Origin of the sequence: Flavobacterium glaciei, from assembly GCF_003350545.1 — a bacterium.
In the GTDB taxonomy this organism is placed as follows: domain Bacteria; phylum Bacteroidota; class Bacteroidia; order Flavobacteriales; family Flavobacteriaceae; genus Flavobacterium; species Flavobacterium glaciei.
In genome coordinates this window covers 268,350-288,465 of sequence record NZ_QQBA01000002.1, presented here as the reverse complement: position 1 = coordinate 288,465, position 20,116 = coordinate 268,350, and the positions used below count along the sequence as shown (strand labels likewise).

17 protein-coding genes are annotated in these 20,116 nt (G+C 33.2%); 6 read left to right on the top strand and 11 right to left on the bottom strand.

What is annotated here, in order from left to right; all coding sequences use genetic code 11:
* Positions 1–43: 43 nt before the first annotated feature.
* The 4 genes from DFR66_RS03240 to DFR66_RS03225 all read right to left on the bottom strand — a co-directional run bounded on the left by DFR66_RS03240 (position 44) and on the right by DFR66_RS03225 (position 3,846).
* Positions 44–928, bottom strand: coding sequence for a hypothetical protein (locus DFR66_RS03240; protein ID WP_114753399.1), 885 nt, complete (start codon positions 926–928; stop codon positions 44–46).
* A gap of 340 nt (positions 929–1,268) precedes the next feature.
* Entirely contained in the window at positions 1,269–1,853 is a 585-nt protein-coding gene (locus DFR66_RS03235; protein WP_114753398.1) for a YdeI/OmpD-associated family protein, read from the bottom strand.
* A gap of 8 nt (positions 1,854–1,861) precedes the next feature.
* Positions 1,862–3,112 (bottom strand): peptidase T, encoded by a 1,251-nt coding sequence (gene pepT, locus DFR66_RS03230; protein ID WP_114753397.1) that lies wholly within the window; start codon positions 3,110–3,112, stop codon positions 1,862–1,864.
* A gap of 176 nt (positions 3,113–3,288) precedes the next feature.
* Positions 3,289–3,846, bottom strand: coding sequence for a hypothetical protein (locus tag DFR66_RS03225; RefSeq protein ID WP_114753396.1), 558 nt, complete (start codon positions 3,844–3,846; stop codon positions 3,289–3,291).
* A gap of 314 nt (positions 3,847–4,160) precedes the next feature.
* Between DFR66_RS03225 and DFR66_RS03220 the strand changes: the two genes are divergently transcribed.
* The 4 genes from DFR66_RS03220 (at position 4,161) to DFR66_RS03205 (ending at position 8,255) form a co-directional block, all read left to right on the top strand.
* Entirely contained in the window at positions 4,161–5,183 is a 1,023-nt protein-coding gene (locus DFR66_RS03220) for a quinone-dependent dihydroorotate dehydrogenase (RefSeq protein ID WP_114753395.1), read from the top strand.
* A 158-nt stretch (positions 5,184–5,341) separates the two neighbouring features.
* The gene (locus DFR66_RS03215; protein ID WP_114753394.1) at positions 5,342–6,205 is read left to right on the top strand and encodes a hydroxymethylglutaryl-CoA lyase; all 864 of its coding nucleotides are present in this window, start codon (positions 5,342–5,344) and stop codon (positions 6,203–6,205) included.
* A gap of 107 nt (positions 6,206–6,312) precedes the next feature.
* Positions 6,313–6,864 carry a hypothetical protein gene (locus DFR66_RS03210; RefSeq protein WP_114753393.1) on the top strand — a complete coding sequence of 184 codons (552 nt, stop codon included), beginning with the start codon at positions 6,313–6,315 and terminating at the stop codon, positions 6,862–6,864.
* On the top strand, positions 6,861–8,255 hold the full coding sequence (locus DFR66_RS03205) for a DUF5723 family protein (RefSeq protein WP_114753392.1): 1,395 nt from the start codon (positions 6,861–6,863) through the stop codon (positions 8,253–8,255). The genes DFR66_RS03210 and DFR66_RS03205 overlap by 4 nt, the downstream gene beginning before the upstream one ends.
* Positions 8,256–8,257: 2 nt before the next feature.
* Here the strand turns inward: DFR66_RS03205 and DFR66_RS03200 are convergent, their stop codons facing one another.
* Positions 8,258–10,774 carry a cation-translocating P-type ATPase gene (locus DFR66_RS03200; protein ID WP_114753391.1) on the bottom strand — a complete coding sequence of 839 codons (2,517 nt, stop codon included), beginning with the start codon at positions 10,772–10,774 and terminating at the stop codon, positions 8,258–8,260.
* 164 nt (positions 10,775–10,938) lie between these two features.
* Between DFR66_RS03200 and guaB the strand changes: the two genes are divergently transcribed.
* Positions 10,939–12,411 (top strand): IMP dehydrogenase, encoded by a 1,473-nt coding sequence (gene guaB, locus DFR66_RS03195; protein ID WP_114753390.1) that lies wholly within the window; start codon positions 10,939–10,941, stop codon positions 12,409–12,411.
* A gap of 154 nt (positions 12,412–12,565) precedes the next feature.
* Here the strand turns inward: guaB and DFR66_RS03190 are convergent, their stop codons facing one another.
* The 5 genes from DFR66_RS03190 to DFR66_RS03170 form a co-directional block, all read right to left on the bottom strand.
* Complete coding sequence (locus DFR66_RS03190) at positions 12,566–12,961, bottom strand: hypothetical protein (protein ID WP_114753389.1); 396 nt, start codon at positions 12,959–12,961, stop codon at positions 12,566–12,568.
* 436 nt (positions 12,962–13,397) lie between these two features.
* Complete coding sequence (locus tag DFR66_RS03185; protein WP_114753462.1) at positions 13,398–15,272, bottom strand: monovalent cation:proton antiporter-2 (CPA2) family protein; 1,875 nt, start codon at positions 15,270–15,272, stop codon at positions 13,398–13,400.
* 1 nt (position 15,273) lies between these two features.
* On the bottom strand, positions 15,274–15,879 hold the full coding sequence (locus DFR66_RS03180; RefSeq protein WP_114753388.1) for an NAD(P)H-dependent oxidoreductase: 606 nt from the start codon (positions 15,877–15,879) through the stop codon (positions 15,274–15,276).
* 335 nt (positions 15,880–16,214) lie between these two features.
* Positions 16,215–17,561, bottom strand: a complete 1,347-nt coding sequence (purB, locus tag DFR66_RS03175; RefSeq protein WP_114753387.1) for an adenylosuccinate lyase — start codon at positions 17,559–17,561, stop codon at positions 16,215–16,217.
* A 208-nt stretch (positions 17,562–17,769) separates the two neighbouring features.
* The gene (locus DFR66_RS03170) at positions 17,770–18,462 is read right to left on the bottom strand and encodes an SIR2 family NAD-dependent protein deacylase (protein WP_114753386.1); all 693 of its coding nucleotides are present in this window, start codon (positions 18,460–18,462) and stop codon (positions 17,770–17,772) included.
* A 270-nt stretch (positions 18,463–18,732) separates the two neighbouring features.
* Here DFR66_RS03170 and DFR66_RS03165 point away from each other — a divergent pair, with 270 nt between their 5' ends.
* On the top strand, positions 18,733–19,389 hold the full coding sequence (locus DFR66_RS03165; RefSeq protein WP_114753385.1) for a TrmH family RNA methyltransferase: 657 nt from the start codon (positions 18,733–18,735) through the stop codon (positions 19,387–19,389).
* Here the strand turns inward: DFR66_RS03165 and DFR66_RS03160 are convergent.
* Positions 19,386–20,114, bottom strand: coding sequence for an LVIVD repeat-containing protein (locus DFR66_RS03160; RefSeq protein ID WP_146841074.1), 729 nt, complete (start codon positions 20,112–20,114; stop codon positions 19,386–19,388). The genes DFR66_RS03165 and DFR66_RS03160 overlap by 4 nt on opposite strands.
* Positions 20,115–20,116 lie beyond the last annotated feature (2 nt).

The following is a 20,116-nucleotide window of genomic DNA, read 5'->3' as shown; positions in this document are numbered from 1 at the left end:
AGAATCACCAATGTATTCTTTTGTGAGTTTTTGTTAGATTTTATTATTTTTTTGCGATTCCTGTTGGTGAAGTTGCAACGGCATTATTAGTCATATTATAAACTACATGATCCATAGCTGAAGTTGGAATTGAAGCAATCAGCGGTTTTAATAAAAATGGTTTAGGACTATTATCTGGAAAAGGTTCAATGCTTATTACGGCGGTCTTACCAGATAAATCAATTGGAAAAATTAGGCCAGTAGGTGCATTTTTGATAAAATCTTCTCCAGGAAAATTTGGTGTTCCCATAGGACCACTAAAACCAGCAAATGAATCTGCGGCGGCTACATTTGTAAAACTTCCTGTAGAAACCGCTATGCCGTTTATGACAATCCAACCTTCATATTGCCAGCCTTCAGGAAGGGTTGGGAGCACTAAGCCTGCCGTTGGAGGTAAAGAGCCTAAAAACCAAATGCCGCTTTTTTCATTGTTATTTTCTCCATCTGAAGGAGTGGCTAAAACATATTTTCCGGTGGCATTACTAAAATCATTGGTTAACGCCTCGGGAGCTGCAATAGTTAAAGAAGCATTGTTTGCTGAAAAAGTTCCTGCAAGTAAATGTGTTTTTGTGGGATTAGGATCTGTATCTGGGAAAGGTTCGATAGTTAATATGAACTTTGTTGCATTGCTTAAAACAGCTGCATCAATAGGAAATGATGTAGCAGAAGGAACACCATTTGAATTGACACTAAAGGTACCAGTGGTAACTACTTTTCCATTAGAGATAACCCATCCTTCGTATTTGTAATTAGGGCCTAAGTCTTCTAAACCAGTAAAGTTTAAAGTTAGATTAGTTTTAGAATCGACTTTGTCGTCATCATTGTTACAGCTTACTAATAAGCTTAGAGTTACTAGACCTGAAAGTAACAGGGTTTTAGTTGTTTTCATAATTTGTTTGTTTAGATGTTATTTTTCTAATACAAATTACGAGGGAAGTTATCACTAAAAGATTGCGAAACAATTCTTTTTTGGTTCTGAAAAGATACTAAAATATATACCCCAAATCCATTGTCCAATGTTGAGGTTTTCAATAAATGGAATGAAGTTTAATACAATGAATGAATTAATATATACAATCATTTTAATGTTTGAGTTCTGAAAAGGAATTCAAGATCAATATTTTATAATAAAACAAACAATATGTTGTGTTCTCAAGGATTTTAAATAAAAAAAGCCCCAAATAGTATTTAACTACATGGGGCGATTATTTTGGAGTAAAAACGTATTATTACCTGTATTTATCATTCAACCCAATATTTTTTAAAATCATTGGTATAATTTTTTCAATTCGGGAACGCTTTGTTTCTTCTCTTTTTGCAGTTTCTATATATTCTAAAAATTCATATTGTTTGTATGCTGAAAATTTCTGAAAAGCCGTTGCTAATTCTGGATTGTCATCTAATTCTTTTTGAAAAAACTCGGATAAAATAGGTGTTTTCTTTTCAGGTTTTCTGGTTTTTCCTTGCTTTTCATTTTCGATAGCTTCTTTTATGTATTCGAGCACTACTACTTTATCGACATCTTCTTTTGATGTAAATCGCCATTGTCGTAATGATTTAGTAACTCCTTCCTGTGCATTTACTAAAAGCTGTTTTTTATCCTGCAACATTACACCATTGTAAAACCAAATGGCAAAGTAATTTTTGAATCCTCCAATTCCCAATACATTTTTACCATTCAATACATAAACGATTCCGCCCCATTTTTTCGTTTCCGCCAGTTCAGTTTGGATAATAATTGATTTTAGAGATTCTAATTCTTCTGACCAATTTTGGTTTCTTTCCCAGGTTTTATTTTGTAATGAGGATTCCAAAAAGCGTATTATTTAGATAAATCTTCTACTGCAGTTAATTCGGCTATTTTTACAATTACTTCAACTGCTTTTTGCATACTTTCTACTGGAACATATTCATATTTTCCATGAAAATTATGGCCACCAGCAAAAATATTTGGGCAAGGCAATCCTTTATACGATAATTGAGAACCGTCAGTTCCGCCACGAATAGGTTTTATAAGTGGTTTAATACCTATTTCTTTCATCGCTTTTTCGGCTATGTCCACAATATGTTTTACAGGTAGTACCTTTTCTTTCATATTGTAATACTGATCTTTAATTTCTGTGATAATGATATCTTCACCAAATTGTTTGGCAAATTTCTTATTGATTTTTTTAGCAATTTTCTCAATTAGTTCTTTGCGCTTTTCGAACTTTTTCTTGTTGTGGTCACGAATAATAAGTTCCAATACAGTTTCTTCAATACTTCCCGTTAAATGATGCACATGGAAAAATCCTTCATACCCTTTAGTTTCCTCCGGAGTTTCTCCAGAAGGCAGCTCATTGATAAAATCATTGGCAATTAGCATGGAGTTGATCATTTTGCCCTTAGCATATCCTGGATGCACGCTTTTACCTTTGAAAGTAATTTTGGCGCCAGCCGCATTGAAATTTTCGTATTCTAATTCTCCCACTTGGCTTCCGTCAATAGTGTATGCCCAGTCAGCTCCAAATTTTTCAACATCAAAATGGTGGGCACCACGACCAATTTCTTCGTCTGGTGTAAAACCAATTCTGATTTTTCCGTGTTTGATTTCAGGATTATTGATTAGGAATTCCATTGCAGTTACAATCTCGGTGATTCCGGCTTTGTCATCGGCACCTAATAACGTAGTTCCGTCTGTGGTAATTAGAGTTTGTCCTTTGTATTGTAACAAATCTTTAAAATAACTTGGTGATAACACAATATTTTTTTCTGCATTTAATACAATGTCTTTACCATCATAGTTAGATACAATTTGAGGTTTTACATTGGCTCCTGTAAAATCAGGGGAAGTGTCAAAGTGAGAAATAAATCCAATTACAGGAACTTCATGATTTACGTTACTTGGCAAAGTTGCCATGATGTATGCTTTCTCATCTATTGTTACGTCTTGTAATCCAATTACTTTAAGTTCTTCAACCAGTTTATTGGCTAAATCCCATTGTTTAGCTGTACTTGGTGTACTTTCTGATTTATGGTCAGATTCAGTATCAATAGTTACGTAACTGATGAAACGGTCAATTATATGTTGCATTTTAATTTGTTTTTTATGCAAATATAAACAATTTTCTAGGAGCTTTTTAATGATACTCAACAAGTAAATCTTGCAAATTAAAAATAATAATTGCAATGTTTAAGCGGCAATTATCAATACTTTTTTTTGTTGAAATGCTTTTTGGAAACAAAAAAACCACCCGAAGGTGGTTCTATTTAATCTCTTACTCTCTGCAGTTTTTGTTCTGCTTTGTCTAGGTCTTTTTCTAGCTTATTTATTTTTATTTGTCGTTTACTGATTTTAATATTTTCTCTTTCAATTTCAGTAGAATTCAATTTTCCTTTTGATTTTTTCTGTTCAAATTTTTCTTTGAGTTTGATTAAATTTCTTTCTTCATTTGAAATTTTTGATTTAATCTTATTAATTGATTTTTCACTAGAAAGAATTTTGCCTTGTCGTTTTTCAAAAGCTTTTTGTTTTTTTTCAAAAGCTTTTTTCTCTTTTTCAATTTTATTGGCTTCTCTTAGTGCTTTTTTTTCTGATTTTATTTTATCCTTCAGAGCTTTAGCTTCCTTTTTTAATGCTTCTTTTTCTTCGTTAGTAGCTAATTTTGGTGCAACAACAGCAGCAACTTTTACGGTATCTTTGATTGTTGTAACTGTAGTTATCGTAGTTTTTGTAGCTAATTTTATCGTGTCAGTTTTTGTTTCTTGCGCAAAGAAAAGTTGAAAACTAAAAAGTAATATTACAGTCGAAAATAATTTAATATTCATGATGATATTTTTTAATTTGATAAAAGTTTAGGCTTATCAATGAGTTTTTATTACAAGATAAGAAAAATCATTTAAAAAACCATTGATTAATTGGTATTTAGAAATTACAAACAACGAATTTTTAATTTGTAATGCTGTAAATCAAGTAATTGAATTGTATGGTTCATCATGTTTTGTACTTTATTTAACTACTGTTTATTTCTTTTATAGCTTCTTTAGCTCAAGCTAAAATGAAAGTGAAGATTAATTTTTTTTTTCGAAATATTTAATTATCGATTAGATAGTTCTATTTTTGCACTCACAACACTACAACCATGTATAAAGTATTCATTCGTCCTTTCCTATTTTTGTTTGATCCTGAAAAAGTTCATTATTTTACATTTTCATTAATTCGCTTTTTTTCGAAAATACCGGGTTTTACTAATCTTTTTAGATCGCTTTACGAAGTCAATGATTCCAGATTAGAAACTGAGGTTTTTGGATTAAAATTTAGAAATCCAGTGGGACTTGCAGCGGGGTTTGATAAAGACGCTATGTTGTATAAAGAGCTATCTAATTTTGGTTTTGGTTTTATCGAAATAGGAACGCTTACGCCAAAAGGTCAGGAAGGTAATCCTAAAAAACGATTGTTTCGTTTGAAAGAAGATAGCGCTATTATCAACCGAATGGGATTTAATAATGGTGGAGTTCTGAAAGCTGTGGAACGACTAAAAGAAAATAAAGATGTCCTGATAGGGGGAAATATTGGAAAAAATAAACTGACTCCAAACGAAGAAGCAACTTCTGATTACGAAATTTGTTTTGATGCTTTATTTGATTATGTTGATTATTTTGTGGTAAATGTAAGTTCTCCAAATACTCCAAACCTTCGTGCCTTACAAGATAAAGAACCATTGACACAATTGTTGCAAACGCTTCAGAATAAGAATTTGGCTAAGCCAAAACAAAAGCCAATATTGCTAAAAATTGCGCCAGACTTGACTGATGAGCAGTTGCTTGACATTATTGATATAGTAAAAGAAACCAAAATTGCGGGAGTTATTGCCACTAATACCACAATTTCTCGACAAGATTTACAATCCGAAAACAAAGCCGAAATGGGCGGACTTTCAGGAAAACCATTAACAAAACGTTCTACTGAAGTCATCCGATTTTTATCTGAAAAAAGTAATAAAGCCTTCCCTATTATTGGAGTAGGAGGAATTCATACGGCAGAGGACGCAATTGAGAAATTAGATGCCGGAGCAAGTTTAGTGCAATTATACACCGGTTTTATCTATGAAGGACCGGCACTTGTTACCGCAATCAATAAAGCTTTGCTAAAAAGGATGTCATAATCTTAACTGGAGCAAAAGCCAAAAATAATACCCTTTTTTGTAAAAGTCATTTAATAAAAGTGTGATTGATTATTACTGTTTTTTGGAATTTTTAAATTTTGTGTTAAACAGAAAAAACGATTTCGTAAAAACAATTACTTTATTATCTTTGGCTTTCTATGGAGCCAATAAAAATTATAGAATGTCCACGTGATGCCATGCAAGGCATTAAACCATTTATTCCTACGGAAAGAAAAGTATCCTACATTCAATCATTATTACGTGTAGGTTTTGATAGTATTGATTTTGGAAGTTTTGTTTCTCCAAAAGCAATCCCGCAAATGCAGGATACTGCCGAAGTTTTAGCACGATTAGATTTGTCTCAAACCAAAAGTAAACTCTTAGCTATTATTGCCAATACACAAGGTGCAACTCTCGCTGCAGTTCATCCAGAAATACAATATTTGGGTTTTCCATTTTCTATTTCTGAGAATTTCCAAATGCGAAATACCCATAAAACCATAGCCGAATCATTAATCACTTTACAGGAAATTTTAGAAATTGCTGATAAAAGAAACAAAGAAGTGGTAGCCTACCTTTCTATGGGATTTGGTAATCCTTATGGCGACCCTTGGAGTGTAGAAATTGTAGGCGAGTGGACTGAAAAGTTAGCATTGATGGGAGTCAAAATTCTCTCGCTATCGGATACGGTAGGAAGTTCAACACCAGATGTGATTTCGTATTTGTTTTCGAATTTAATTCCAAAATATCCTAAAATAGAATTTGGAGCGCATCTACATACCACACCAGATAAATGGTTTGAGAAAATTGATGCGGCTTATAAAGCTGGTTGTCGTCGTTTTGATGGCGCCATTCAAGGTTTTGGAGGATGTCCTATGGCAACAGACGATTTAACGGGTAATATGCCTACGGAGAAATTATTGTCTTATTTTACAGCTCAAAAAGAGATAACTGACATGAGTCCTACTAGTTTTGAAAGCGCTTACAATGAGGCTTCTAAGTTGTTTGGCGAGTTTCATTAAAATTAAAAAAATGATACTAGTAGTTGAACTTTGTATCTTAAAATAATAAGTTTGAAAATGATACGTTAGTTATTTAGTTTTCCCATTAACTTTTAATACGCTAAAAGATGAAAATAAGGGCCATACATAGCATCTTCACGATAGTAATTCTAAATTTATTTTTGTCTTCATGCGCAAGTGATTTAGATTACAACCAAGTTAATGATTTAAGATTAGAACCTGTAATTATCTCAAATTTCGCGTATTTTGATGCTCAGGCCAATGAGTTTGTTAATGGAGGAGTAGAACAAAACGTATTTTTTGATGCGCCAACTGTTGATGTATTCAGTGAAAATTTTTTTACAGATAAGTTGAATAAAGTTGACCTTTTTTTTGAAGTTAATAATACTATAAATAGAAGTTACAGAGTTGACTTAATATTTTTAGATAGAAATAATCAGCCAGTACATTTTTCAAATTTTTTCATACCTGCATACTCTGGAACAGAGAATGTAGTCCGTAAAACTGAAATATTTCAAAATGCGGCATTAAATTTATTAAAAAGAACAACTAAAATAAACTTTACACTTATTATGTTTCCTGGACCTCCATTAAGCGAAAGCAGTGTAGGTAGTCTAAAATTACGTTCAGGAGTAACCGCTTATTTTGTAGTAGAATGAAAAAAACACTTTTGATTTTTGTTCTATTTCTAACAGTAGATAGTTTTTCACAAAACAAACAAATTTTATATAATTTCACTTCGGTGCCCCAGTCTTTATTGACAAATCCGGGCTCTGATGTGAAGTATAATTGGTATTTTGGGGTTCCTTTATTGTCGGGTATTTCTACAAATGTTGGTTCGAGCGGATTCTCTGCGTATGATTTATTTGCTGATAATGGAGTAGATTTTAATGTAAAATTGCGAAATGTAGTATTCTCCACAACACGTAATGATAGAATAGCCCTAAACGAACAAATAGAATTATTTAATGGTGGTTTTAAGATAGCGGGAGAGAAAGGAGATTCCTATATTTCTTTTGGGATGTATCAGGAATTTGATTTTATGAGTTATTTTCCTAAAGATATTGCAATTTTGGCATTAGACGGAAATAGAGATTATTTGGGTAAAGTATTCAATTTAGGGGATTTGAATCTAAAAGCAGAAATGCTTTCGGTTTTTCATCTGGGATTTCATAAAAAGGTAAATGAAAAATTAATTCTAGGAGCTCGAGGAAAAATTTATTCCAGCATTTATAATGTCAATTCTACGAATAATTCAGGATATATTTATACTATTCCTTCCTCACAAGGGGTTTATGAACAAGTGATTTATTCCGATTTGCAATTGAATACTTCAGGGATTGCTAATTATGATAATCAAGATTATGATCCAAATGTGATTAAAGATATCACTAAAAGAACCTTTTTAGGAGGTAATTTAGGTTTGGGATTTGATGCTGGGATTACTTATTATCCAAAGAAAAATATTCAATTAACGGCAAGTGTAATAGATCTGGGTTTTATAAAACATACTAAAGAAGTAGAAAGTTTGACTTTTAAAGGTACTTATAGATATGAGGGAGTTATTCCCAACTTTAGTTTTGGAAATACAGCAGAAGATAACTATGAGGAATTTAAGGATGCCGTCCCTTTAGATACTTTGTACACCGATTATACTACTCTAAGGCCAACAAAATTTAATACTTCGATTCAGTTTTCATTCGAAGAAGAAGTATCTGAAGATTGTAACTGTCTTAATTATGATCCTGAAACTATTTATAAAAGCGCTATAGGTGCTCAATTATTTGTAATGTCTACCCCTAGAACGCCTTTAGTAGCTTTTACCACGTATTACAGAAGAAAGATATTCAATTCTTTGCAAATGAAAGGGACTTACACCATAGATTCCTATTCCTATAAAAATATAGGATTGGGATTGTCTAGTATGATTGGACCGGTAAATTTCTATGTTCTTGCTGATAATCTTTTGGAATATCGCGATATTACTAAAGCAAATAGCCTTTCTTTTCAGGTTGGACTTAATGTAGTTTTCAAGGATAAAAAAAAATAATTTTATTCTGAAAATTGTACTTTTCGTCTTTTAAATCCTTTGTAAATTTCTATCCATAAAACTGAAACTAACCCTACAATAATACTCAACCCTATTTGGAATCCAGAAACCTTTTCGAATTCAAAAAAAGCTGCAAAAAAAGGCACAAATAATAAGGAAGCGGTAATTAGAATGGTTATGCTGATAATCATTAACACCAAATTATTTTTGTATTTTAATGTAGTAAATATCGAGTAATAAAAAGATCGATTTGTTAGCGTCAGAAAAATATTAGACGAAATCAAGGTAAGAAATACAACCGTTCTCGTTGCGCTTTCCGAACAACCTGTACCTACACAATATTGATATACTAACAAAAGTCCTAAAGTAATGACAAGTCCCTGAATAATACTGATGGTAACTTCCTTAAGTTTGAAGAAAGTATTGGTAAATGGTCTGGGTTGTAACAGCATTAAGTTGCGTTCCATAGGTTCATTTTCATAAATTATAGAACACGTAGGTCCCATGATTATCTCCAGAAAGATGACATGAACCGGAGAAAAAATATTCGGATATATCCAACCTAGAGCCAAAGGAATAAGCACAATCATGATAATTGGAATGTGAATGGAAATGATATATTGGATGGCTTTTTTTAGATTATTATATATTTTTCTGCCCATGGCGATGGCGTCAATCATTTTCGAAAAATCATCATCAATTAGAATTAGATTTGCAGCTTCTTTGGCAATCTCGGTTCCCTTTTTTCCCATTGCAATTCCTATATGTGCTGATTTTAAAGCAGGTCCATCATTTACGCCATCGCCTGTCATGGCTACAATTTGATTGTTGTCTTTTAGTGCTTTTATAATTTTGAGTTTAGCCTCGGGAAACATTCTGGTAAAAATAGATGTTTCCATTACTTTTTCTCGAAGTGTAGCATCATCCATGGCCATTAACTCATCACCATTGAGCGTTTTATCCGCATTTCTAAAGCCAATTTGTTTGGCAATTGTAGCTGTTGTTTCGGCATTATCGCCAGTGACTATTTTGACTTGAATTCCGGCTTTATAAAAAGTTTCGAATACGGCTTTTATATTTGCTTTTGGAGGATCATAGAAAGCGACTAATCCTTTGAAATGAAACGAGAATTCCTGTTGCTTTTTAGGATAATTAGTACCTGAAAATTCGGCTAAACCAACACCCAATACCCGATATCCTTGCAAAGCCATTCTAGTCATTGCAGATAAAATTTGTTGTTTTTCGTTTTCGGATACGTTTGAAGTCGCTATTAATGCTTCGGGAGCTCCTTTGGCAGCAATATATTTCGTTCCATTATTATTTTCGAAAATATGCGTCATCATCGGTGGTTTTCCATCCAATGGATATTCATGAACCAATTTAAAATTAGGGCGTTCATCTTTTATTTTCAACTTTGAATACGCTTCATGCAATGCAATTTCCATTGCGTCAAACGGAATGGGTTCGCTGGCCCACATGGCGAGACTCAGTAATTCAATGTCATTATTAGTATTAGTTTCATCAGTATTGCTTCCTTTAATAGTATCATCAGATAATGTGTACCATTGTGCTAAACTCATTTTGTTCTCGGTGATTGTTCCCGTTTTGTCTGTGCAAATTACGTTTGCGCTCCCTAAGGTTTCTACCGTTTTTGTCTGTTTTACGATGATTCCCATTTTCATTAAGCGCCAAGAACCCAGTGCCATAAAGGTGGTGAAAGCCACTGGAATTTCCTCAGGAATAATGCTCATGGCTAAAGTAAGTGCTTTTAGCAGGCTGTCTAAAACATTATTGGAATTGTAATAATTGATAACCCAAACAAAACCAAAAATTACTAAACCAACAAAAGACATTTTTTTGACGAAATTTCCCATTTGGATTTGTAACGGCGTTTTTTCTTCTACAATCGCCTCCAGACTTTTGCCTATTTTTCCCAGTTGGGTTTTGTTGCCTATAGCAGTTACTTCACAAATTGCTAAACCACTAGTTACAATAGTTCCAAGAAAAACGGTGTTGTTTTCGGCAGTTTCATTTTTAAAAACTGCCATTGATTCTCCGGTAAGAATAGATTCATTAACTGCAAAATCATTGGATTTAAGAATAATGCCATCGGCAGGAATAAAGGTTCCTTCTTCCGTTTGGATGAGGTCGCCAACAACAATTTCTTCGCTTAGAATTTCAGTGATTTCTCCATTGCGAATGACTTTGCTTTTAGGTTGGGATAATTTTTTTAACGCTTCAATAGCTGTTCTGCTTTTGGATTCCTGATATAGTGATATTGCGGAAACCAATACGATAGCGACAATCATGAAAATTCCGTTTCCATAATCACCAGTAATAAAATAAATGCTCGTTGCAGTTAGTAATAATAGGAACATAGGTTCCAATACCATTTCGAAAAGTGATTTCAAGAACTGATTTTTTTTCTGATTCACTATAGCGTTTGAACCATTTTTCGTTCTCGAAAGTAAAACGGCCTCATTTGAAAGTCCTTTTAATTCTTGTTGAGTTTCTATCATAGCAAAATAAATTAAATGGATTTTCCGAGTTGGAAAGCAAGGGGTAATTTATAACCAAAGAATTGACTTTGAACTGCAATTTAATTATTTATTGGGAAATGATAGCGATTTTTTGCTTAGAATTATCTATATTTGCACGCAATTAAACTCCAACTACAATTGCAATGATCGCACACAACTCTAAGATTATCGGTGAAGGATTAACTTACGATGATGTTCTATTAGTTCCTAACTACTCAAATGTGCTTCCTCGCGAAGTGAGTATTCAATCTAAATTTTCAAGAAATATAACACTAAATGTTCCTATTGTATCCGCAGCTATGGATACCGTTACCGAAAGTGCGATGGCAATTGCTATGGCGCAAGAAGGTGGAATAGGTGTTTTGCATAAAAATATGACTATCGAGCAACAAGCTGCGAAAGTTAGAAAAGTAAAACGTGCTGAGTCTGGAATGATTATCGATCCAGTTACTTTACCATTGACTTCTACAGTTGCAGATGCTAAAAGTGCGATGAAGGAATTTGGTATTGGTGGTATTCCTATTGTAGATGAAAATAAAATCCTGAAAGGAATTGTTACTAATAGAGATTTACGTTTCGAAAAAAATAGTTCTAGACCTATTGTTGAAGTTATGACTAGTGAAAATTTAGTTACTGTAGCTGAAGGTACTTCACTTGAACAAGCAGAAGTAGTTTTGCAAGGTTATAAAATCGAAAAATTACCGGTTGTAAATGCAGATTATAAATTAGTGGGTTTGATTACATTTAGAGACATAACTAAATTGACACAAAAACCCAATGCAAACAAAGATAAATACGGCCGTTTACGTGTAGCTGCTGCATTAGGTGTAACTGCTGATGCTGTTGATAGAGCAACTGCTTTAGTCAATGCTGGAGTAGACGCAGTTATAATCGATACCGCTCACGGACATACAAAAGGAGTGGTTGATGTTCTAAAATTAGTGAAAGCTAAATTCCCTGACTTAGATGTAATTGTAGGAAATATTGCTACCGCTGAAGCTGCAAAATATCTTGTTGAAAATGGTGCTGATGGAGTAAAAGTAGGGATAGGCCCAGGTTCTATTTGTACGACTCGTATTGTTGCAGGTGTTGGTTTTCCTCAGTTTTCTGCTGTTCTTGAAGTCGCTGCGGCAATCAAAGGAACGGGAGTTCCAGTAATTGCAGATGGTGGAATTCGTTACACAGGAGATATTCCTAAAGCAATTGCTGCAGGTGCTGATTGTGTAATGTTAGGGTCATTATTAGCCGGTACTATGGAATCTCCAGGTGAAACTATCATTTTCGAAGGAAGAAAATTCAAGTCATATCGAGGGATGGGATCTGTTGAAGCTATGCAAGAAGGTTCAAAAGACCGATATTTTCAAGATGTTGAAGATGATGTAAAAAAACTGGTTCCGGAAGGAATTGTAGGTCGTGTTCCTTACAAAGGAGAATTGAACGAAAGTATGCAACAATTCATAGGTGGTCTTCGTGCAGGAATGGGGTATTGTGGTTCTAAAGATATCCCTACTTTGCAAGAAACAGGTCGTTTTGTTCGTATTACCGCGAGCGGAATCAACGAAAGTCATCCTCACAATGTTACTATCACAAAAGAAGCCCCAAATTATTCTAGATAATTTGTGTTTTTAAAATAAGTAAGGCTGTCTAAAATTCAATTTTTGGACAGCCTTTTTTTAATAACCTGTTTATCTTATCTAGAATTCAAATTTTTAATACCTAGTGTTTATCTTTGATTATTTATAAATTATAAATTGGTTATTGTAATTTGTTTTAAAAAGAAGTTCTAGAAATCTCAATACCGGAAGGATACGAAATATTACCTTGCTCTTCAGCTGTTATGTATATTTCTTTAACTTTAAAAGGAGTACTTGTTGTTAGAACGGATTTGTTAGCGTTTTTATTCATTAGCTGACCAATGTTTTTGGTACCGTTATCCTCGGTTACAATCCAAACCACATAATTATTCTTTGGTGGATTTAGTCTGTCAGCGCTGGCCAAATTCTTAGCAGTAACAACAATTACAGCGTTGTCGTTCTTGTCTTTTTTCATTTTAGCCACTATTTCTGCTGCTGGAGTTACACTTGACACAGGGAACTTAGCAGTTGATGCACAAGAGGTTAGAAATAAAGCTATTGTTCCTACGAATGCTTTTTTTATCGTTTTCATTTTTAATTGGATTTTAATTTATTCCTGCTTTTTAGGTTTTAGGATTTACCTTTTCTTTCTGTTAATGATAGTTTGTTTAATCTTATTAAATTTTATTGGTTACCATAAATTGACAACAAGTGCTACTATCCTACTTTAGTGAAACTTGTTTTTTTTGAATACTAATCATATTCTATTTTAAGAAAAATAACCAAATTTTCAAATTACTGATATTCAAATATACCAACAATACTTTTTTTATAGGGCTTTATCTTAGGATATACGAAGTTATGGATTAAAAACTTAAGGGCTCCTTAGAATTACATTCCAAAACCGTATAAGCGATATTTTTATTAGAAGCTTTTATGAAATTAAAAAAAAATATGATTTAATTGATATTTTAAGAAGCTACACTCAAATGAATTGTACTGTATTTTACTTATTCAGGTGAATCAGACTAGTCAGCTAGATTGTCTTTCAAATGCTCGCTATCCCAACTATGATTGGTTGCAGCAATTTGAGAATAAATATCACTCTTTAATAATTGTTCCTGTAATTCAATTTCTTCTTTTATAGTTATCATGTAAGCCATTTTATCGTGCCGTTTTTCGGCTAGTTTTCGGGTAGTAATTTCATCGTACTTTATAAATTGTTGTCCTTGTCTGGTTGCTGTATATTTGCGATGACCTAATTCTACTAATGCATCTACCCCCATATTTACTGCACTATACAAAGTTTCTCTATAGATATTTTCAACTTTATGATCAATTAATTCATAGGCATCAATTCGATTTCTAGCTCGGGTTAAGATTTTTAAATGTGGAAAATGCTTTTTTAAAGTTTCTATAACTTTTAAATTCACAGTTGGATTATCTATCGCAGCAATAAACAATTTTGCATTTTCGCAACCAGCAGCCTTCAATAATTCTAATCGGGTGGCATCACCATAATAGACTTTAAATCCCAGCTTCCTTAAAACATCAATACGATCGGAATCATTATCCAAAATAGTTGATTTTACTTTATTCGCTTTTAATAAACGTCCAATTGTACTGCCAAAATGACCAAATCCAGCAATAATAACGGGATTGTCTTCATCGATATAATCATTGTCTTTTTTTATTTCTTTTTCCTGACTTCTGGTGTTTGGATAAATTATTCTCTCATTTATTAACAATAAAAAAGGAGTTGCAACCATACTCATGGCTATAACTGCCATTATTTGATTGGCTAAAATACTGGGTATAATATTCAATTGCATGCAAAAACTCATGATTACAAAACCAAATTCTCCTGCCTGACTTAAACCAAATGCTAACAGTAGATTTTGATCTAATTTCTTTTTATAATATCGACTGGTAAAAAACAGAACTATAAATTTTACTAAAGTTAGAATCGCTCCAAAAACAAAAATAAACATTGGATTGTCAACGATTAATTGGAAGTTTATTGAAGCTCCTACGCCCAGGAAAAACAATCCTAAAAGCAATCCTTTAAATGGTGCAATATCACCTTCTAATTCATGACGAAATTCAGAGTTGGCTAACACTACACCTGCCATAAATGCACCTAATGCGGGACTTAACCCTATTAATTGCATCATGTATGAAACACCCACCACAAGTAATAATGCTGAGGCGGTGAACAATTCTTGTAACCTTGTTCTTGCGATTATATGCAATAAAGGAACAAACAAAAAACGGCCTGCAAAATAGATTGTTGAAATAATTCCAATTACAATTACTGTTTGCAACCAGCTCGCATAACCAGTAATTAAGGACTGTGGCGCATCATTTGCAGCCTCAAGATTTACCGTTGACAAAAGTGGTAAAAAGGCTAATATTGGAATTACGGCGATATCTTGAAAAAGTAATATTGCAAATGAGGAACGTCCTACAGAAGTATTTGACAATCCTTTTTCTTTTAAGGTTTGTAATACAATGGCTGTGGAAGATAAAGCGAGTGCCAAAGAAATCGCTAATGTTGTTTCCCATTTCCAGTCCATAAACAAAAGGCATCCTAGAAAAAGAATTATAGTGGTTCCAATTAATTGCATGGAACCCATTCCAAGAATGAATTTTCGCATTTTCCAGAATTTACTTGGCTCTAACTCAAGACCAATTAAAAAAAGCATCATGACCACACCAAATTCTGCAAAATGCATAATATCTTGACCTTCTTGACCAATAAAGCCAAGAACAAATGGACCAATGATTATTCCGGCTAATAAATAGCCTAAAATAGAACTCAAGCCTAATTTTTTAGCAATAGGAACACAGATTACTGCTGCTGACAAGTAAATAATTGCTTGAAGTAAAAAATTGGTATCCATCTTATATTTGTATTGTAGCAAACCATTCATTAAAGTAATGGTACTGCAAAATTTCGTCGTTATCTAAATTACTGTTTTCTAAATAGTCGAGAAAATAACCATAAATGATCCCGTTTTTTTCATAGTCTTCTTTAGTCATATTGTGGGTTCCATGCACAACAAATGGAGGCAGGTAAATCATATTGCAGACTTTTGCAGTTTGGTTAAAAGGTTCTAATAATTCAAGAATACTATAGCGATCACTTCCCGTTTCACAATAATTTTCTTTGTCTCCACCAGTTGTAATTACTTGAAAAATAGTTTTATCCTGCAATGCTTTACCTTTTTTTCCATAAGCCCAGTTATGTTCCAGTACCATATCAATATATTGCTTCATCAGTGGCGGGCAACTGTACCAATACATGGGATGATGCCAAATGATAATGTTATGCTCGCTTAATAACAATTGTTCCTTTTTTACATCTATATCAAAATCAGGATATTCCTCATATAAATCATGAAAAGTTATGTTTTCTGATTCTGGAATATTTTTCACCAATTCTTTATTCGCATGTGATTTTTCGAATAGGGGATGGGAAAATAGAATTAAGATTTTATTTTTTGACATAAATTTTTTTTGCTTTTTTATTTAAAAGTTCAACTGGGTTATTTATTTGATTCACAAATTTTCAAAGTGTTTTAAAACCGCATTGAAAGATATAAAATATTGCTTAATTTTTTATAATTTAAAAAGATTCAATTTTTTTGACAAGTAAAAAAAAGAAAATCCCGCCAAAATAAAATCAACACTTTTTTCTGACAGGATTAGAGCTTATAATTTTTGTTCAGTGATAATAGTATAAAAAAAGAATAGCAATCAACTTTAGCTTGTTATATAATTAAGGAATTTAATTTTAAAAAAAGTCGTTAAGAATTTTTAATTAAATTGTCTGAATGATAAACTTATATTCCTAAGAAGTTGCTAGGAGTGATTTGCATCAATTCAGCTTTAATTTCATCTGAAACATCTAGTGTTGCAATAAAACCATGAATTGCATTTTTATCAATCGCTTCATTGGTTCTAGTCAATCCTTTCAAGGCTTCATACGGATTAGGATATCCTTCGCGACGCAAGATTGTTTGAATCGCTTCCGCAACAACTGCCCAGTTTTTCTCTAAATCTTCGTGAAATTTTGGTTCGTTCAGTAACAATTTGTTTAATCCCTTCAAAGTAGCTTCAAAAGCAATTAACGTATGTCCCATTGGTACGCCAATATTTCTCAAAACCGTACTGTCCGTCAAATCGCGTTGTAATCTTGATAACGGTAATTTAGCCGAAAGATGTTCGAAAATTGCATTAGCAATTCCTAAATTTCCTTCTGAATTTTCAAAATCAATTGGGTTTACTTTATGTGGCATCGCAGAAGAACCTATTTCTCCCGCTTTGATTTTTTGTTTGAAATATTCCATCGAAACATAAGTCCAAATATCTCTATCTAAATCTATAATTATGGTATTTATTCTTTTCAAAGCATCAAAAAATGCTGCAAAATGATCGTAATGTTCAATTTGTGTAGTAGGGAAGGAGTGATGTAAACCAAGATTTTCCTCTACGAATTTCCCACCAAATTTTCTCCAATCAATTTGAGGATATGCCACATGATGCGCATTGTAATTACCGGTTGCACCACCAAATTTAGCTGCAAAAGGAATATTAAATAACAAACGCATTTGCTCCTCTAAACGCTCTACAAAAACACCAATTTCTTTACCCAAACGCGTTGGGGAAGCTGGTTGTCCGTGCGTACGAGCTAGCATTGGAACAGCTGCCCATTCCAGACTTAAATCTTTTAGTTTTGATGTTAATGTAATCAAAGAATGCATGTACACTTTCTCGAAAGCTTCTTTTGTCGAAAGCGGTATCGCTGTATTATTAATATCTTGCGAAGTCAATCCAAAGTGGATGAACTCTTTATATTGGGATAATCCTAATTTTTCAAAAGCATCTTTGATGAAATATTCCACTGCTTTTACATCGTGGTTGGTCACTTTCTCCGTTTCTTTGATCCAAAGCGCATCTTCTGTAGAGAAATTTTTATAAATGTTACGTAAACTCTCGAATACATCAGGGTTTACGGTTGTAAGTTGTGGCAAAGGTACTTCGCACAAAGCAATAAAATATTCAATTTCAACCAATACGCGGTATTTGATTAAGGCTTCTTCAGAGAAAAATGGAGCCAGCGAAATAGTCTTGTTTCTATATCTTCCGTCAATTGGTGATATAGCGTTCAATTCGTTTAAAGTAGTCATTGTTTAGTTGTTTGTTCGAAAAGCACAAAAATAGTTATAAGTTACAAGTTATGGGGTATAAGTTTAGATTTTTTGAGGGAATTTGTTATTGAAACTATTTTTTTTTATTGCCATTGACATTGGAGTTGTTATTTTATTATCATTTTTATTTCCATTGCCGTTGTCTTTGATTTTTTCATTGCCATTGCCATTGCCATTGTCTTTGTCATTACAATTTATTAAGCAATTTTTCTTTTAAAACAGCTACACCTATTGAAGCTACCTCTGGAATGACTTCTAGTGGGTTTCTAACATTTGGGATTTTTATAGGTTTTGGATCAATATAAAAAATAGGTGTTTCCCGAGTCGTAAAATCGATTAATCCTGCCGCAGGATAGACTTGTAACGAAGTTCCAATGACGGCAAAATAATCCGCATTTTGAGTTAATATTATCGCTTCATCAAGCGCAGGAACTTCTTCGCCAAACCAAACAATATGCGGTCGCAATTGATTTTTATTTTCGTCTACATCGCCAAAATTCAGATCGTCCTGCCAATCTAGGATGTGATTTGGATTTTCTGTGCTTCTAACTTTTAATAATTCGCCATGCAAATGCAACACATTCGAGCTTCCGGCGCGTTCGTGTAAATCATCTACATTTTGTGTGATTATGTGCACCTCAAAATCCTTTTCTAATTCAGCAAGAATCTGATGCCCTAGATTAGGGGTAACTTCCTTAAGTTGTTTTCGTCTTTGATTGTAAAAATCAAGTACCAAAGCTGGGTTTTTATTCCAACCTTCTGGCGTGGCCACATCTAACACGTTATGACCTTCCCATAATCCGTCACTGTCCCTAAAGGTTTTAATACCACTTTCGGCACTGATTCCCGCTCCGGTTAGGACTACTAGTTTCTTTTTCATGTAATTTATTATTAGACGCAGATGAAACGGATTTTCAAACGCTGATTTTTTAAATTATTTAATAGAAATTAAAATTAGTGTATTTACACTTTTTTTTTTGCCATAGATTCACATATTTTTTTAGAATTAGATAAACGATTAAATCTGCGAATTTGCGGTTAATTTTTGTTCCTTGAATGGTTATTTGATTATGTTGTACTAAACAAATGATATATCAGTGAATTAGGGGCTATTTCTTTTTACTATTTTTGCCAAAAAAAATAATCCCCAATGATTGATTTAGAGTATCTCGCTTTTTTAGAAAATATCTTAACCGATAACCGCAAAGAAAAATTTCTGAAAGTATTACAAAATAGAACCAAACATTTTACGATTGTTGTTGAAGATATTTTTCAAATGCACAATACAAGTGCGGTAATGCGTAGCTGCGAGATTTTTGGAATTCAGGAATTAAACGTTATCGAACAGCGCTACGGGAAAAGTATAGACAAGGAAATTGCGATGGGTGCTCAAAAATGGGTTGACATCAATACATTCGACAGTATTACAAATTGTGTGGATACATTAAAAAGTAAAGGATACCAAATCATTGCTACTACACCACATGAGAATGATTGTTTGATGGAAGATTTTGATATTTCTAAACCCAGCGCTTTATTTTTTGGCACAGAAAGAGACGGATTATCCGAAGAAATTTTGAAACGCGCCGACGGTTTTCTAAAAATCCCGATGGTAGGTTTTACAGAAAGTTTGAATATATCGGTTTCTGCGGCAATCATCATTCAAAACCTAACGAATCGATTGCGCAATTCAAACATTGATTGGCATTTATCCGAAAATGAAATTTTAGAAAAGCGTTTGGCTTGGGCCAAAAATTCGATAAAAGATATCAAGCGAATTGAAGAACGATATTTTGAGCAACGTTAAAACGTTGTTTCACTCTCCAATTGTATGTCTTTTATGTCATTTGGATTCAATTTATAACGATAAACGCCTTTGTTCCCAATGGCAAATAAAGTGTTGTCACGTATAATTAAATCAAAACAATTTTTGTCGATAGCATGCACTAAAACAGGTTCAACAGGATTTTGAATGTTGAATATTTTGATAACATCATCACAAACCAGTAAATAATCCGCGGTGTAAAAACTGATGCCTTTTGGTTGCGAGAGTGTTCTACTGTGAATTAATTTTGGGTTTGTAAGATCTTTGGTGTCATAAACCTGCAAAACGTTAGTGTTATTGCCACAAGTTGCGTTCGAGTTCAATGTCACATAGGAATGCGTGCTATTTGCAATGACAGGATCACAAGCGGTAAAGTGTTGCACACTCGATAATTTAGTTGGATTTTCAGGATTGGTGATCGAATAGATAAACATTCCGTTTCTAGATCCAATAAACAAATTATCTCCGTATGAAAACAAGGTTTCAATATCAAAACCTATGGTAATCTCATTGACTTTTACGGGTTTTTCTGGATTGATTAATGAGAATACATTCAATTTCATTTGGTCAACACCGTATAAATAATTCCCTTTTATGGCAAAAACAGCAAGTGAACCGCCTTGTCCAATATCGCCGTTTTGAGTGCTGTCACTGTCTGAGCAACCCATTATAAACACAAATAATACGAAGGATATAATTTTTTTCATCT

Bases quoted from the DNA above. Each gene is read 5' to 3' on its own strand.
- DFR66_RS03240 (WP_114753399.1), bottom strand. From the start codon at position 928: ATGAAAACAACTAAAACCCTGTTACTTTCAGGTCTAGTAACTCTAAGC.
- pepT (WP_114753397.1), bottom strand. From the start codon at position 3,112: ATGCAACATATAATTGACCGTTTCATCAGTTACGTAACTATTGATACT.
- DFR66_RS03225 (WP_114753396.1), bottom strand. From the start codon at position 3,846: ATGAATATTAAATTATTTTCGACTGTAATATTACTTTTTAGTTTTCAA.
- DFR66_RS03220 (WP_114753395.1), top strand. From the start codon at position 4,161: ATGTATAAAGTATTCATTCGTCCTTTCCTATTTTTGTTTGATCCTGAA.
- DFR66_RS03215 (WP_114753394.1), top strand. From the start codon at position 5,342: ATGGAGCCAATAAAAATTATAGAATGTCCACGTGATGCCATGCAAGGC.
- DFR66_RS03210 (WP_114753393.1), top strand. From the start codon at position 6,313: ATGAAAATAAGGGCCATACATAGCATCTTCACGATAGTAATTCTAAAT.
- DFR66_RS03205 (WP_114753392.1), top strand. From the start codon at position 6,861: ATGAAAAAAACACTTTTGATTTTTGTTCTATTTCTAACAGTAGATAGT.
- DFR66_RS03200 (WP_114753391.1), bottom strand. From the start codon at position 10,774: ATGATAGAAACTCAACAAGAATTAAAAGGACTTTCAAATGAGGCCGTT.
- guaB (WP_114753390.1), top strand. From the start codon at position 10,939: ATGATCGCACACAACTCTAAGATTATCGGTGAAGGATTAACTTACGAT.
- DFR66_RS03190 (WP_114753389.1), bottom strand. From the start codon at position 12,961: ATGAAAACGATAAAAAAAGCATTCGTAGGAACAATAGCTTTATTTCTA.
- DFR66_RS03185 (WP_114753462.1), bottom strand. From the start codon at position 15,272: ATGGATACCAATTTTTTACTTCAAGCAATTATTTACTTGTCAGCAGCA.
- DFR66_RS03180 (WP_114753388.1), bottom strand. From the start codon at position 15,879: ATGTCAAAAAATAAAATCTTAATTCTATTTTCCCATCCCCTATTCGAA.
- purB (WP_114753387.1), bottom strand. From the start codon at position 17,561: ATGACTACTTTAAACGAATTGAACGCTATATCACCAATTGACGGAAGA.
- DFR66_RS03170 (WP_114753386.1), bottom strand. From the start codon at position 18,462: ATGAAAAAGAAACTAGTAGTCCTAACCGGAGCGGGAATCAGTGCCGAA.
- DFR66_RS03165 (WP_114753385.1), top strand. From the start codon at position 18,733: ATGATTGATTTAGAGTATCTCGCTTTTTTAGAAAATATCTTAACCGAT.
- DFR66_RS03160 (WP_146841074.1), bottom strand. From the start codon at position 20,114: ATGAAAAAAATTATATCCTTCGTATTATTTGTGTTTATAATGGGTTGC.